This window comes from Eubacterium sp. BIOML-A2 (assembly GCF_009680135.1).
Classification (GTDB): Bacteria; Bacillota; Clostridia; order Lachnospirales; family Lachnospiraceae; genus Faecalicatena; species Faecalicatena contortus_B.
This window is the reverse complement of sequence record NZ_WKZK01000087.1, coordinates 1-15,237: the sequence shown is the minus strand read 5'-3', so window position 1 is coordinate 15,237 and position 15,237 is coordinate 1. Positions and strand designations below refer to the sequence as shown.

Annotated in this window: 13 protein-coding genes and 1 pseudogene; 4 read left to right on the top strand and 10 right to left on the bottom strand. The window is 47.8% G+C overall.

The annotated features are described in order from the left end of the window. From GKG43_RS21785 to GKG43_RS21770, 4 genes and pseudogenes are all read left to right on the top strand, one after another. Window positions 1–321: pseudogene (locus tag GKG43_RS21785) on the top strand (myo-inositol-1-phosphate synthase); the annotation flags it as partial. A gap of 357 nt (window positions 322–678) precedes the next feature. After that, window positions 679–1,344, top strand: a complete 666-nt coding sequence (gene rpe / locus GKG43_RS21780; RefSeq protein ID WP_055155248.1) for a ribulose-phosphate 3-epimerase — start codon at window positions 679–681, stop codon at window positions 1,342–1,344. After that, window positions 1,337–2,176, top strand: a complete 840-nt coding sequence (locus GKG43_RS21775; protein WP_055155249.1) for a transketolase — start codon at window positions 1,337–1,339, stop codon at window positions 2,174–2,176. The genes rpe and GKG43_RS21775 overlap by 8 nt, the downstream gene beginning before the upstream one ends. Then, the gene (locus tag GKG43_RS21770) at window positions 2,164–3,102 is read left to right on the top strand and encodes a transketolase family protein (protein WP_050641635.1); all 939 of its coding nucleotides are present in this window, start codon (window positions 2,164–2,166) and stop codon (window positions 3,100–3,102) included. The genes GKG43_RS21775 and GKG43_RS21770 overlap by 13 nt, the downstream gene beginning before the upstream one ends. 220 nt (window positions 3,103–3,322) lie before the next feature. Here GKG43_RS21770 and GKG43_RS21765 read toward each other — a convergent pair whose 3' ends face one another. The 10 genes from GKG43_RS21765 to GKG43_RS23150 form a co-directional block, all read right to left on the bottom strand. Next, entirely contained in the window at window positions 3,323–3,634 is a 312-nt protein-coding gene (locus tag GKG43_RS21765) for a type II toxin-antitoxin system RelE/ParE family toxin (protein WP_055155250.1), read from the bottom strand. After that, window positions 3,624–3,884, bottom strand: a complete 261-nt coding sequence (locus GKG43_RS21760) for a type II toxin-antitoxin system Phd/YefM family antitoxin (RefSeq protein WP_055155251.1) — start codon at window positions 3,882–3,884, stop codon at window positions 3,624–3,626. The genes GKG43_RS21765 and GKG43_RS21760 overlap by 11 nt, the downstream gene beginning before the upstream one ends. A 300-nt stretch (window positions 3,885–4,184) precedes the next feature. Then, a complete protein-coding gene (locus tag GKG43_RS21755; protein WP_055155252.1) occupies window positions 4,185–5,135 on the bottom strand; it encodes a phosphoglycerate dehydrogenase in 951 nt (316 codons plus the stop codon). Then, window positions 5,132–6,067 carry a dihydrodipicolinate synthase family protein gene (locus GKG43_RS21750; RefSeq protein ID WP_055155253.1) on the bottom strand — a complete coding sequence of 312 codons (936 nt, stop codon included), beginning with the start codon at window positions 6,065–6,067 and terminating at the stop codon, window positions 5,132–5,134. The genes GKG43_RS21755 and GKG43_RS21750 overlap by 4 nt, the downstream gene beginning before the upstream one ends. A 3-nt stretch (window positions 6,068–6,070) precedes the next feature. Next, window positions 6,071–9,322 carry a hypothetical protein gene (locus GKG43_RS21745; RefSeq protein ID WP_055155254.1) on the bottom strand — a complete coding sequence of 1,084 codons (3,252 nt, stop codon included), beginning with the start codon at window positions 9,320–9,322 and terminating at the stop codon, window positions 6,071–6,073. Between the two features lie 117 nt (window positions 9,323–9,439). Further along, window positions 9,440–10,780, bottom strand: a complete 1,341-nt coding sequence (locus GKG43_RS21740) for an extracellular solute-binding protein (protein ID WP_242857661.1) — start codon at window positions 10,778–10,780, stop codon at window positions 9,440–9,442. A gap of 142 nt (window positions 10,781–10,922) precedes the next feature. Then, window positions 10,923–11,687, bottom strand: coding sequence for an amidohydrolase family protein (locus tag GKG43_RS21735; protein WP_055155255.1), 765 nt, complete (start codon window positions 11,685–11,687; stop codon window positions 10,923–10,925). After that, window positions 11,684–13,210, bottom strand: coding sequence for a response regulator (locus GKG43_RS21730; protein WP_055155256.1), 1,527 nt, complete (start codon window positions 13,208–13,210; stop codon window positions 11,684–11,686). The genes GKG43_RS21735 and GKG43_RS21730 overlap by 4 nt, the downstream gene beginning before the upstream one ends. Window positions 13,211–13,222: 12 nt before the next feature. Further along, window positions 13,223–15,001, bottom strand: coding sequence for a sensor histidine kinase (locus GKG43_RS21725; RefSeq protein WP_055155257.1), 1,779 nt, complete (start codon window positions 14,999–15,001; stop codon window positions 13,223–13,225). A gap of 19 nt (window positions 15,002–15,020) precedes the next feature. Next, window positions 15,021–15,237 (bottom strand): hypothetical protein (locus GKG43_RS23150; RefSeq protein WP_206672037.1); only part of this gene is annotated, 217 nt, incomplete at its 5' end.

The following is a 15,237-nucleotide window of genomic DNA, read 5'->3' as shown; positions in this document are numbered from 1 at the left end:
ATTCTGAAGCATGACGTGCCGATTGCTCCCGGATTTGCTTTTGTCGACAACCAGGGTGACCAGAAGACCGCGATTATCTGTATCGAAGGACAGAAGTTTGGCGGGGCACCTGTAAGCCTGAACCTGAAACTGGATGTAATCGACAGCCCGAACTCCGGCGGAATCAGCGTTGACGCCGTTAGATGCTGTATGCTTGCAAAAGACAGAGGGATGGCAGGCGCTATCGAAGAGCCAAGCTCCTATTTCATGAAACACCCGCCGGTACAGCATCCGGACGATCAGTGCCGTGCCATGCTGGAAGACTTTATCGCTGGTAAATAGACATATTGACTCCTTCACTTTAGAATTCTGCAGTCAGTGAACCATATGGGTATTGTTTCATATATGGAACCTGGTGCAGGGTCAGGTATCCGGCAGCCCGCTAGCATCCGCTGCCGGATATTTGAGCAAATCATGCTGCAAAATTGCAAGATTGTAACAGTTCAGGCAAGCCTGAACTGTTACACATCCAGCCCATTCAAGTTCGCCTACGGCGAATGGCTGGATGTCTGCAGCCACTATGTTTTCGTACGGTCTGCGCAGTAAATGCGCAGACCTTTCTGAACTACTACACAAGATTGTACCTCTGCAATTTTGCAGCATTTTTAACGAAAAACAAGAAAACCGGGGAGGTAACTCATGATAAAATTAGCACCTTCAATTCTTTCTGCTGATTTTGCAGAACTCAGGAAAGAGATCACAGTCTTACATCTCTCTTCCGCAGATTATATACATATCGACGTTATGGATGGTATGTTTGTACCCAATATTTCACTCGGCCTGCCCGTCATCCAGTCCATACGAAGATATACCGACAAGCCTTTTGATGTCCATTTGATGATTGAGGAGCCTTACCGCTATATAGACGACTTTGTAAAAGCAGGCGCCGACATCATTACCGTACACGCAGAGGCATGCCGCCATCTGCACCGGACCATCCAGGCCATTAAAAACCACGGAATAAAGGCCGGTGTTGTCCTGAATCCGGCCACCCCTCTTTCTTCTATAGAATATGTACTCGAAGATGTGGATATGGTGCTTCTTATGACTGTAAACCCAGGATTCGGCGGCGCTTCCTTTATCCCCAATGTGCTTCCCAAGATAACACGGCTCCGCAGCATGATCGATGAGGTGGGGCTTTCCGCAGATATCGAAGTCGATGGGGGTATCAAACTGGACAATGTAAAAGATGTCATACAAGCCGGTGCAAATGTAATTGTGGCAGGCTCCTCAGTATTCAACGAAGATATTTCCACGAATATTGAGAATTTTTATAAAAAATTTAAGGAGGCAACTCATGAATAAACAAAAACTCCAGCAGATTGCGAACGAAGTGCGCAAGGGAATCGTCACTTCTGTTCACAGTGCGAAAGCAGGCCATCCGGGCGGATCTCTTTCTGCCGCAGACCTGTTTACCTATTTATACTTTGAAGAGATGAACATTGATCCCGAGAATCCAAAGGATCCGAAACGGGACCGTTTTGTTCTTTCCAAAGGACACACGGCTCCGGGCCTGTATGCCACGCTCGCACACAGAGGATATTTTCCGGTAACCACACTTACCACGCTCCGGCAGATCGGCTCCATCTTGCAGGGACATCCGGATATGAAACACATCCCCGGCGTGGATATGTCCAGCGGTTCCCTGGGGCAGGGCGTATCCGCTGCCGTTGGCATGGCACTTGCGACAAAATTAAGCAAGGCGTCTTACCGCACCTATACCCTGCTGGGTGACGGAGAGATTCAGGAAGGCCAGGTATGGGAGGCTGCCATGCTGGCCGGACACCATAAGCTGGATAATTTGGTCGTAATCGTCGACAACAACGGCCTTCAGATTGACGGGGCAATCGACGATGTATGCTCCCCGTATCCCATTGATAAGAAATTTGAATCCTTCAATTTCCATGTAATCAACGTAGACGACGGCAATGATTTCGACCAGTTGAAAGCAGCTTTTGACGAAGCTAAGACTACCAAGGGAATGCCCACCGCAATCGTGATGAAAACCGTAAAAGGAAAAGGTATTTCCTTTATGGAAAATCAGGCTTCCTGGCATGGAACCGCACCAAACGATGAGCAATACGCAATTGCTATGGAAGAATTAGAAAAGGCAGGTGAGACATTATGTCAGAAGTAAAGAAAATCGCTACCCGTGAAAGTTATGGAAACGCACTTGTTGAACTTGGCAAAGAACATGAAGAAATCGTAGTTCTGGATGCAGACCTTGCTGCTGCAACTAAAACAAGCATTTTTAAGAAGGCTTTCCCTGAAAGATTTATCGACTGTGGGATTGCAGAAGGCAATATGATCGGTGTGGCCGCAGGTCTGGCTGCTGCCGGAAAAGTACCGTTTGCAAGCTCCTTTGCCATGTTCGCGGCAGGCCGTGCCTTTGAGCAGGTGAGAAACTCCGTGGGCTACCCGCACCTGAACGTAAAGATCGGCGCCACCCATGCCGGTATATCCGTAGGAGAGGACGGAGCTACACATCAGTGTAACGAGGATATCGCGCTAATGAGGGCAATCCCGGGTATGGTTGTGATCAATCCAGCCGATGACATAGAGGCCCGCGCCGCAGTAAAAGCCGCATATGAATACGAAGGTCCCGTATATCTCCGTTTCGGACGCCTGGCAGTACCCGTAATCAATGACAGACCTGACTACAAATTTGAACTTGGAAAGGGGATCACACTCAGGGACGGCAGGGATGTCACCATCATCGCTACCGGACTGTGCGTTTCTGCTGCCCTTGAAGCCGCTGAAAGATTCTCCCAGGAAGGTGTTCAGGCCAGGGTCATCAATATCCACACAATCAAGCCCCTGGATGAAGAACTTGTCATCAAAGCTGCAAAGGAAACCGGTAAGATCGTCACAGTAGAGGAACATTCCGTCATCGGCGGGCTTGGAAGTGCGGTATGCGACTGTCTGAGCGAAAACTATCCCGCCAGTGTACTGAAAATAGGTACGAATGATGTGTTTGGGGAATCCGGCCCGGCGGTAAAACTGCTTGCAAAATATGGGCTTGATGCCGACGGAATCTATACGAAGATTAAGAGATATCTTTAAAGATTAGAGCACGGAACAAGTTGCACTAAGCCGCAAACTGATGCAATGTTGGATGCGTGTGTATTTTACTTTGGGCGGGAAATCCGCCAGCCAGGGTGCTCCCCTACATGGCAAAGCACCTTTTTGAATGTAACAGAGCGTGTCTGAAAATTATTTGCTGCAAGATGTTGCCCTGCTTCACGGGATATTGCGGCAGTAAATTTTCAGACGCGCTCTGATCTTACCTGTCATTTCTGTAATTATATTTGCTGTAGAATATTCCATCTATTTGGATCTCTGTTTTATCCTTATCAACAAGATACAGAACAATATAGTTATCTACAGGCATTCTTCTGTACCCTAAGGACCTTAGCCGCATATCATTGGTATATTCGTACATTTCAGGATTTAAACAAAGCTGATCATACTTTTTTTCTAGTGTATTCAAAAAGTCGGTTGCAGCTTTTGAATTCCGAAGCTTAAGTGTCATATATTCTATAATCTCTTTGAGCTGCAGACGTGCTTCTTCTGAAATCTTTAGTTTATAAGCCATATTCATCCTTTAAATCCCGAAGCACTTCATATCCATCATGTACTGACCCATTGTCGAATTGATCCCGGGAGATTTCCAATGTTTTGTATATATTGTTCAAGTACATATTTCGTTCATAGGCTTCCATACTCATAATCACCATATCACCATAGCCATTCTTTGTTACAAAAATAGGTTCATCTGACTTATGGCACAATTCTGAAACTTCACTTGTATTTTTTAAGTCTTTGATAGGTATAATCTGAGGCATAAAATCAACTCCTTTCTTTATAGTATAATTATACCTTAATAATCCCATAATTGCAAAAGAATTATACCATATATCAGACCATGGTTTCTGCCATTGTTACTGTGCACACCCTGCGGGTGTGCACAGTAACGGCATCTGCCCATTTAAAGTCGCCTACGGCGATGGGTGCTATGCGCCAGTGGCGCATGTTAAGCACGAACCGAAGCGGAGCAAAGACCAGATGCCCCGAGACCATCACTTCATCGGCTCTGATGCCGTGCAGCGAGGTGCACGGCACGGTCTGAACAGTAACCTGCCATTTTACTGTATCGGATTATGCGGAGCTTCCCCCCGAAAAACTTTCAGGACTGACTCTGCGGTCATGACCGATGTCTCTTCACAGTTTTCATATGTTTCAGCTGCTATATGGGGTCCTGCGATATAGTTATCGAATCCAAAGAGCGGATTCTGCAGATCTACCGGCTCGCTTTCAAACACATCTGTTGCCAATCCTCCGATTTTCCCGCTCTTCATTGCATCTGCCGCGGCTTTTTCATCTACGATGCTGCCTCTTGCGGTATTCACTATGAGTACGCCGTCTTTCATTTTTTTGATATTTTCTTCCCCGATCAAATGAAACGTCTCATTCGCAGCCGGCAGATGTATGGACAGGATGTCTGATTCAGCCAGCACTCTGTCCAGAGCAGCTATTTCTACGCCTAGCTTTTCAGCCGCCTCAACGTTTGGATACTTATCATACGCCAGCATTGATGGATGGAAACCTCCAAGCTTTTCTGCTGTACTTCTTGCAATTGCGCCAAAACCCAAGAAGCCGACTGTCCTGCTCTTCATTTCGTGGAACATGGGGCGGGTCCATTCGCCCTTCCTGACCGATTTGTTTAGCTCAGGAACCCGTCTGAGCAACGCCAGCATCAGCGCCATGGCCTGTTCCGCTACGGCGGAGGAATTAATTCCCGGACAATTGCAAACGGTAATCCCATGTTTTTTCGCTGCCTCCAGGTCAAAGTTGTCCACGCCGACTCCGAACCGGGCTAATACCTTTAGGCGTGGAGCAAGCTGAAAGATTTCTTCATTCCATGTGTCCACTCCTGCAATAACCCCGTCCACATCCCCCACTATGGCTTTCAATTCTTCAGAAGTGTACGGCCTTCCATGGGGGTTTTCTATAATCTCACAGCCCGCTTCCTCCAGAATCTGTTTTCCGGGCCGGCAATACCTCGAATAATTGGTTGCTGTTACTAATACTTTCATATCTGCTCCTCTCCCAATATGCTCCGCCTGATATAATCCGTCAGGCGCATGAGCTGCTCTGTCTCTGATATTGCCGTTGCATTCAGAAGAGAAGCATCCTTCGTTCTTGTATGTATAGAGGCAAAGTTTCCGAGCAGCTTCTGAAAGTACTTTGCATTCACCGGGTAGACCTGGCGTTCTATCAAAGAGGCGGTTGTAAGAAAATCGGCGATTTCCCTGGATTTCTCCGGGTTTGTTTCATAATTGCCGCAAAGCCATGCATACAGATCCAAATGGAAGTTGGCCATAACTCCGCTAAATCCGCTTGCCCCCATCTGCAGTGTTTCCAGCAGTGTGGAGGAGTTGGCATTGAAGAGTTTCAGGCTGCTGCCCTTCACGGCCTCCAGTTTCTTTCTGATGATTTCCTTATCGCAGCTTGTATCCTTGATAAAATAGAACCTTCCGCTGTCTGCACACCACTTCAGAAGTTCGGGTGAGATAATCCGTTTGTAGGGGTATGGGCATTCGTAGAATCCGAGCGCCATATCTGACGGCAGTTTTTCCAGCAGCTTTTCCAGGTTTTCAAGCCATACTTCATCGCTCTTTTCCTCCGCAGCAAGACGGTTTGTCAGCAGGATAACCGCATCCACACCTGTCTCTGCGATCCGATTAAGCTCCTCTGCCTGTGCCTCTATGGTATCGGATATATGGCCGGATGCCACCACCGGTACTCTGCCCGCTGCTTTTTCTTTGACAAAACGCGCAATCTCTACTCGTTCTTCCAGAGACAGGAAAAACATTTCGCTGGACTGGCAATCTGCAAACAGGCCTGCCGCACCGCTGGCAATATACCATTCCACCAGCCTTCCCAGTGAATCATAATCTACTTTGTTCTCTTCTGTAAACGGAGTCAGCATCACGGGATACACTCCATCCGGAAATTTCTTGTTCATTTTCTATTCCTCCTCATCTTTTACCAGCCAGTACAGCGGAGCCGACAAAATGCCCATCTCCTCAAGCCGGTATTCATATGTCCATTTATTTCCACGGGTCCTCCACAGGTTCGGACCGTACCACGTTTCCGTCCGGTCTGCGTTATGTACCGGGCCAAATGCATTGGCGCGGTTTCCAAACACCCGGATACATATCTTGTGCTTCCCTGCCCTGACCTTTCCCAGGTTCATCCTGTAAGGTGCATATATCAGGTTTCCTTTTTTTTCTCCATCTACTTCAATCTGCAGAAGTGCGCCGCGGTATCTCGAAATCTCTGTCCACAGCTCTCCCTCTTCTGTCTCCACAGAGGTCTCATAGACAAGATTCCCTGCATAAAAAGGCAGGCCCTGTGTTACATAATCCCCATAATATATTGCTCCCGGATATGCCGTCAGCCGTTTTTTCCTTCCTGACACCTTTACGCCAAACCGCCCCAGAAGCCAGCACCATTCTACATTTGTTTTCTCGCCAAAGGGCATATGCAGCTCCAGAAGGTTCTCTCCTTTTTGTATACGGCCAAGATAGATCCTGCGGATGCTCTGATCCACATACCACCCCCGGTCTTCATTGCCGCACGGATGTCCATTCAAATAGATCTGCATTTTTTCCGGATGCTCCAGCGCCAGACATACATCCTCTATCGCAATCTCTGCATCTATCCGGAAACGCAGCCTCAGTCTGTGAGCGCCTTCATCTTCCCCCTGCTTCAGCCATGGCTGCGCCAGAGCCTCCATGCGGAGGGGATAGCCCAGCGCCTTCCGGAAGCGGTTGTCTGCCCGGAGCAGTTCCTCCTCCGGCTGCCATTCCCCATCGTCAAATGCATACTCCGCCAGGTCAAGCAGACAGCAGTTCTCCTCTTCCAATGAAAATTGCTCCGGCTCAGGAAGCAGTTTCTTTGCCTCATCAGGACAGATACCGCACTCGTTTTTCAGGAATGGGGGTGTCTCTGCCGTGTCTGCCTCCACGTATCTTCCCGGCGCCAACCGGTATAGAAGGCTGTCATGGGCTGAAACATACGCCGTAATAATGGTTTTTCCGTTTTCATAGCGTGCCGCAGACTCAGTGATTCTCCCTCTTAAAGTATCATACAAGCTGGGACGGTACTCTCCCTTTATCTCAATAGTCAGTCTTTCGGTATAAGTAATATCCTCATTTACCGGCTTATTGACATGACATAGAAACAGCCATTCGGCCCCCTTGTCCACACGCATCTGGTAAAACATGTTTTTTGCCCGCTTCTGATTTTCCCGGTGTTTCATCCTGGTGGGATCTGCCCTCTCTGCATTTTCTGTAAACAAATCAATGTCGCGGCAGGACTCCAGGGAATTCAGAAGGCTTTCCCGCTGAAAGGGAATGACTCCGCATTCCTCCGCCAACCGCCGTATGTCCACATTTTCTCTGCCTTCCATACAGGAGGGCGCTGTTCCCAGAAAGAGAATTCTGCCCCCCTTGGAATGGAACTCCTGCAGTCTTTTATAGGTATGCTTCCGCAATGTTACGCAGCCGGGCACCACGATCACCTCATATGTGCCTTCTCCAACCTGAAAGTTTGCTGCATGACCGTCTCCCTGGAAAGTATGGCTGTAAATATCTGCAGTTTCTAACATCCGCTTCCCGGCTTTTACCTCAGCAGCATCTCTTAACTGCCCGTCAAGTTCCTGCAGCATGGACTCCGATATAAAATCAAAATCTATCAGCCCGTACAGCAGCCAGGATATGATATTTTCAAATTGTGTGTCGAGCGTCTCGCGGATATCCGCATTATGGGATTGGCATCCCCAGCAGATCCAGTAGGACTCAATGGGGTGTATGACACCGACTCTTACCTTTGCTCTTCCCCTGGTCAGAGCCGTATTTAATCTTGCAAAATGATTCTCCACTTCGCGGTATTCTTTGTACCACGGAGACTGATACCCAATACTTGCCGGATAATCCCGCTTTGCCTCCCCTTCCATGGAAACCCACGTCAGATGAGGAACTCTCAGTGTCACCCCCAGCGCCGCCTGCCAGTCTCCGGCCAGTTTATGGTTCCGGAAATCGAAGGTCCACCCGGTCACCCCGTAGATCTCACTCATCACGCCCGCGCGCCCCATCTGACGGGCTACACTCTGGGCCTGCTTTGCCGTGGAAAGTTCTCGTCTGTCGCACAGCATATCAATTCCCGGTATTCCAAAATTCATCATAGGGCGCATGGCCTCCCCCACTGCCATGGTCTGTGAATGCAGAGTCCATTCATTCATCATATGTCCGGTCAGCGCGATTCCATGTTTCCGGCACCATTCCCCCACATGATCCCCGAACGCTTCCGAGAACCGTTCGCATACATGACGGTGATAGAGATACCGGATTTGAGAGTAACCATTACCTTTTTTGTCCCAGATTAGTTCCGGAAGACCTGACAATATGGAGATCCCGTATTCTTTCTTAAATGTTTCCTCAAAGTCATCTGTGAAAGGCAGGATGACCGCTTTTTTCTGAAAGGGATCTTCCAGTCTTTCTTTATGCGCAGTCTGCGGTTCATCCGTAAATATGGCCGGTATCACTGTACCAAAGTCATCCTGAAAGCGCCGGTAATATTCTTCATGGGTGACTTCCAGGAATCTGTCGATGGCCGACTTGTCCAGCGTATTTACGTAGGACTGATTATTAAACCAGGGGGTATTTCCGGAAACTTCCAGCCATGCACACCAGATTTCACCGTCCAGAGGGTCTTCCACACATTCGTAAGATTCCAGCATACCCTTGGCGTCCAGTGTGATCCTGTAATATCCCAGCAGTTTGCGGCTTCCGCTTCTGACCGCCTTCGCTGCGGCCATATACCCGTCCTGCTGCTCTTCCGCCATCTCGTAAGGCTCGAAGACAAGAAAACGCATGCGGTACTTTTCTTCCCTTGTAACGATTCCTCCTGCCGTACCGGAAGGCCAGCGATCCTCATCGTACAGCCAGCACAGAAGTCCTTCCTGCTTCATCTTATCTTTGCAGGCCAATACCGCTTCAAAAAACGCGTCTCCCAGATAAGGGGTATCCAGCCCTACCCGGCAGTGAATATGTGCGCCTCCCATTCCCATTTCGCTGAACTGGCTGATCTGGGAAAGGAGAACTTCCTTGTCCAGCCTGCAGTTCCATGCCCAAAAAGGGGCCCCACGGTACTGTGCCGGAGGATTTTCAAATAATTCCGGATCCAGTGTATCTTCATTTGATCTATTATAAAGCATTGCTATACCTCGCCATTTTATAAAGGAGGGCGTCTCAAGATCTTTTGGGACGCCCTCCCCGTATTAGAGCATGCTTGAGAATTCATTGCCGCAATATGCCACGCCCGTTCCTGTCTTTTATTTTACCTGCTCAAATTTGGACTCCATAGCCTTGGTAACGTCCGCCGCGTCAGCCTCTCCTGCAATCACTTCCTGGAATTTGGCAGTCAGTTCATCGCTGACACCGCTCGGCCATGCGTTGTTCAGATTGTAAATCGTGGACAGACCGTCGTATCTTGTCATGTATTCCTGAATCATCTCACGTTCGTCAGAGAGGCTATTGTGTACAGGGATGTTATCGTTTGACTCTGCCCATGCCTCGAACAGAGGAGTGCCTTCTGTAAACCAGTAGCTCATCACTGCCTTTACCGCGTCCTCATGGCCTTCATTGGCGCCTGCAAAGATACCTTCGGCCGGAGTCAGGTTGTATACCAGTTCCTCGTCCTTCTCGTTGGATGGAAGCATGAATATACCTCTTTCAAATTCTGACGCGCCATCCGCCATCAGCGCCTCCCAGCCAAAGCTTCCGTCAAATGTCATTGCCGCTCTGCCATCGATAAATGCCTGTCTTGCCTGGTCATGGGACAGCCCCAGCGTATCCGCCATCACATATCCGTTGTCATACAGATACTGGTATTTTTCAATCGTATCAACCCATCCCGCATCGGTAAACTTTGTCTCTCCTGTATAAAGCTGGTCGTCAAAGTCAGGGTTTTCATTGTAAATGCAGGATGCTCCCATCATGTAAGTGCCGAACTGGATCACATATGCATCCTTATCTCCCATAACGATAGGTGTAATACCCTTTGCTTTTAAGGCGTCACAGCATGCGATGAATTCATCCCAGTTCATCGGTACCTCGGATATCCCCGCTTCTTTGAACAGCTCCTGATTATACCAGGTTGTAAGGAAACTGGATCCCAAAGGAACCGCGTAATTCTTGTCGTCAAATGTAAAGGAATCCACCATATCTTCCCGGAAATCCCCGATGCATTCCAGGTCGCTCAGATCCAGGCAGTACCCCGCCTCTACCAAAGGTTCCGCCTGCTTGTCCGGCCACCACTCAAACATATCCGGGCCTTCGCCGCTTGCAAACTTCATCTGGATTGTAGATTTGTAGTTATCGCTCGGAAGTTCCTCCACTTCAATTTCTATATTAGGAAATTGTTTATTTACCATCTCGGGAAGTGTCTTATTATAAAATTCGTTTTCCCCGCCTGTTATAAACATAAAGTTAAGGGTTACGTCATCCCCGTCGTAGGTAAATGCCGGATCTGTGCCGGTGGACGCCTGCTCTGTCTTTTCGGTCTCTTTACTCGCCCCCGCCTCCTCTTTCTTTTCGTTTCCTGAGCAGCCTGTTAAGAGGGCTGTCCCTACCATACTCAGTACTAATAAACAACTGACTAACTTTTTCCTCATTTGATTTCTCCCTTTCATTTTATATTCAGCTATCCGCAGGTAACAGTTCAAGCTTGTCTGAATTGTTACATCTGCAAGTAACTTTTGTTACGTTTATCCTAGCACGGGGCCGGTAACTTTTTTGATGAATCTAAGTAACTTTTTATTGTATAGCGCATTCCTCAGGCCGGATGCCAAATACACCGCAGGCAGTCCGCCAGAAGATATCTTTCTCCCATTCCGGATGCCTCTCCAATATCGTGCGGTACTTGGCAAGCTCGGTCGGAATCTGCAGAGGGGAATCCGAGGAAAACATTACTTTTTTCCCATTAAGCGCGCGAAGCGCCTCGTAGGTCTCCCCGATCCCGCAGCCGCTTGGTTCCAGGCAGACCTGCTCATATTCCTGCGCCAGATGAATAGCCTGGGACGCATAAAAGCCGCTGCCCAGATGGGCAATCACCATTTTCACATCCGGATATAAGCCGGCCGCTTTTCTTAATTTTTCCGGGTCGGCAAAGGGGACCCCATACCCCGTGTGCACCATAACCGGCACCCCCAGTTTTCTGGCCGTCTCAAATACAAACAGCCCGTCCCTGGACTCCGGGTTCACTGCATGGCTGACCGGTGTAAGCTTCAGGCCGATGAATCCCAGTTCCTCTACGCAGCGCCTGGCTTCCTTTTCATATTCTTCGTGCCTGAAATGGGGATTTATCGAAGCCATCCCCCAATAATTCCTGTTATTCCGGCAGAACTGCCCTATTCTGTCATGGTACTGCCTTGTGACCTCCATATATGGCCTGCCGATGAAAGGCTGTACGATCCCGCCCGCAATTCCGTATTTCCGGTTATTCTCAAGCAGATCTTCTTCCGTATGCCTGCAGTCAAATATTACGTCCTCCCCCAAATGGGAGTGTGCATCCAATATCAAGAGCTTACCCTCCTGTTCTTCCTGTATTCCTGCGGAGTCTCACCGACAGACTTTTTAAATACCTTAAAAAAATACTTTGGATTCATATATCCGATCTCACTGGAAATATATTCAATACCGGCATCCGAATCCGTAAGAAGCTGTTTTGCATGCTCAATTCTAATCTCTGTAAGATATTCATTAAAGCTGATGCCCTTCTCCCTAAGTACATTCCGGCAAACGGCCGGATTGACATAGATACTTTCCGCTATCATGGACAGCGTTATCTTTTTGTTATAGTTTTTGTGGATGTAACTGTCAATCATCCCGAATAAGTCCTGCCCGCGTTCTTCTCTCCCATCCACAGACTGAAAAATCAGTGTGATATAACCTGCAGTCTCCCGTTTCATCCTGTCCAGATTCTCATCAAACAGATATCTGGTGTCAAAATATCTCATGATATCATCTTTTTCTATACTCTGCTCTTCTGCATATTCATTTACCTTTTTCACCATGTATCCGCATGTCTTGCGCACGTCTCCCATTGTAAACTGTGTAATGTCAATATTATCAAAAAAGCTGTCCATCACAGCCGACACCTCTGCCGGGTCGTACTTCATTCTGCCGAACCAGCTGTCCATACACTCCGCCGAATAAATCATCCTGCTCTCAACCGGATTCCCCGAATGCAGAATTCCCCTCTTAACACCGGGAAGCAATGTGTGCAGCGCTTTGTCATTGTCTTTTCTGAGAGAATTTAATTTGTAAATACTTCTCGTGGTTCTGCTGATTACACAGACCATTTCTTCTTCCCGGAAGTTATCCGCAAGGGACTTCACAATCTGGTCGGTTTTCAGCCTCAGATAGCTCTCCCGCTCCTTTTCAGTGTATAAAAGTATAAAAAACTGAGATTTCTGTACCGTATTTTTTATAACTGCCCACCGCATACTCTGTGCATGCTCCTGGCAAATGAAAAAACAGGTCTCGTAGGCGCCCCTGATTTTATGGTTCACAGAAACCAGCCGGGCATAAAGATATTCCGGGTAATCCGCCTCATTCAAAGCCAGGCCGTCCGGGTTTCCCATGATCAGATCCTGGAGGGCCCGGGTTTTGTCCTCCAGCTCCAGAAACTGCATTTTTGCTTCGATCGTTTCTATCTGGCATCGGCTCTCAATCTCCTTAACGGCCTTCTCAAGCTGTTTGCCGATCTCTTCCGATGAAAATGGCTTCAGCACATACCCGATCACCCTGGATTCAATCGCCTTATGCATGTACTCAAAATCCTTAAAGCTGCTGATAACAATCACCGGCTGTTCCAGCCTGCTGTCTCTTAGTGTCTCGAGAAACTGCACCCCGTCCATTTTGTTCATTTTCATATCCGTAATAATAATATCCGGATTCTTCTCTTTTACCAGTTCCAGGCCTTTCAGCCCGTTTTCTGCCTCGCCTACACATTCATAACTGTTATCTTCTATATCGCTGATCTTCTTGATCAGCCCTTTGCGGATAATTACCTCGTCATCGATTACAATATAAGAATACATCAGACCACCACCTTATTCCGTTTGAAGAGGCAGGCGGATCACTACTTCCAGGCCGCCGCTTTCCCTGTTATAAATTTCCAGTCCGTATCTGTCCGAATACACCAGCTTGATCCGCCGCTGGATATTGACAAGGCCGATACTGTTTCTCCTTCGCTTCAGCCCTTCCGATTCCGCAGCCTCCCGGATTTTTTCCCTGGTAATGTTGCCCCGGATCTCCTCCAGCTCTTCCGGAGTAATATACATGCCCGCATTCTCTACACGGATACAAAGCTCCTTATCTTCTGTCCATGCCTGGATTCTGATCCACCATGCATTCTCCTCACCGATCAGGCCGTGTTCGATGGAGTTCTCCACCAGCGGCTGAAGCATAAACTTCAATACCCTGGATGACCTCAGGCCATCCGGTATTTCTTCTATTACATGAATCTCATTATCAAAGCGGATCTCCTGGATCTTTACATACTTCCGGATATTTTCCATCTCCGCCCCCAATGACTCCTGCGTCCGCTCAAATTCCATGCTGTAATGCAGCATATCGCCCAGAGATTTTGACATCATCGCAATCTTATGGTTCCCGTCCAGATCCGCAAGACAGTTGATATTTTCCAGTGTATTGAAGAGAAAATGCGAATTAATCTGGGACATAAGGCCGTTTAGTTTTTCACGCAGCAGATTGATCTGGCTGACATACTGCTCCTGTATCAGCTCATTGATCTTAATGACCATCAGCTGGAATTTGTTATAAAGAATCCCTATCTCATCATCCCTTTTCTGCAGTGCCGGGGACAATACCGGCTCCTCATCCGGCACCTTCAGCATCATGGCCGATAATTTCACGATTGGTTCTATAAAATGTCTGCCAATCACAAAAACAGACACAATAATAAATCCGACACAGATCAGGAGCAGAATCACCAGATTCATAATATTTTTCCGATATAACTCACTCAGCTCGTCTACACCGTATCTGGAAACAATTTTCCAGTTATTCACACTCAGTGTATGGAAAATGATACCGCCGTCTTTCGTATCGATAATTCCCTTGTCCTCTTTTCTGATCTGTTCCTTCTGCGCCGCAGTCAAATCCATATCTCCCATGATTGTGTACAGGAGCCCACCTCCGCTGTCGAGGATCACAGCTTCGTTGTCCAGCGCGGAATCACTGTCCATCTCTTCCATAATGTTATTGTTGCCGACAACGGCAATATATCCTGTCTTCCTGCCCTTTTCATCTGCCACCGGGCGGACCTCCAGTATATTCTTGTCTGTAACCCGTTTACTTGGGGAGTCCCAGAAAGTGACAAGCTGATAAAGATTTTCATCACGCATCTGCCTGTACCATCTGCTTTCCTGGTAATCCTTCTCCAGATAGAATTCTTTCGTCTTTGTATAAGAATAGGTATATCCGCTCTCGGTGAACAGATATACCCCTTCCACATATTTATTATTACAGATCAGGTTGCTGCAAATATAGATATACTCCCTGTAGTTCGTAAGCCTCTGCATGGCGGTTATATCTGTATCCGCATATTCCATGCCCGCAATAGACTGTATGCAGTATTTGTTATCGTACCTGCTGTGAATCAGAGAAGCAACCAGCTCGTCCACCTCCTGAAAGGCGGAATCAATCTGATAAACAGCCTTTTCCATCTCGCCGGATGCAATGATGCTTGTCCTCTCATCGTAGAACTTATAAAAACTCTTGATGTGCAGATAAAACAGGATCAGGACGGGTATGATAGAAACACACAGCAGCCCAAGTGTAAACTTTGTTTTTAAACTTTTTTTCATTTTCTATACCTCCGGGAATTCACCATGCCCCTATTGTAACATGTGTACACGCGGCGGAAAACACTGCACTGCCTTTCACTGCTTCCATATCCTTACTCTTTTTCCACTCCCCTCCTGCCAGCCTGTTGTCAGGCGCGTCTTCTGCTAAACTGCAGCAGTGTTTAGTAAATACACATTTCGCAATGTATAATCCTTTCCAGAACCGTACGTGCGGCTTTCCCGCATACGGCTCTTCA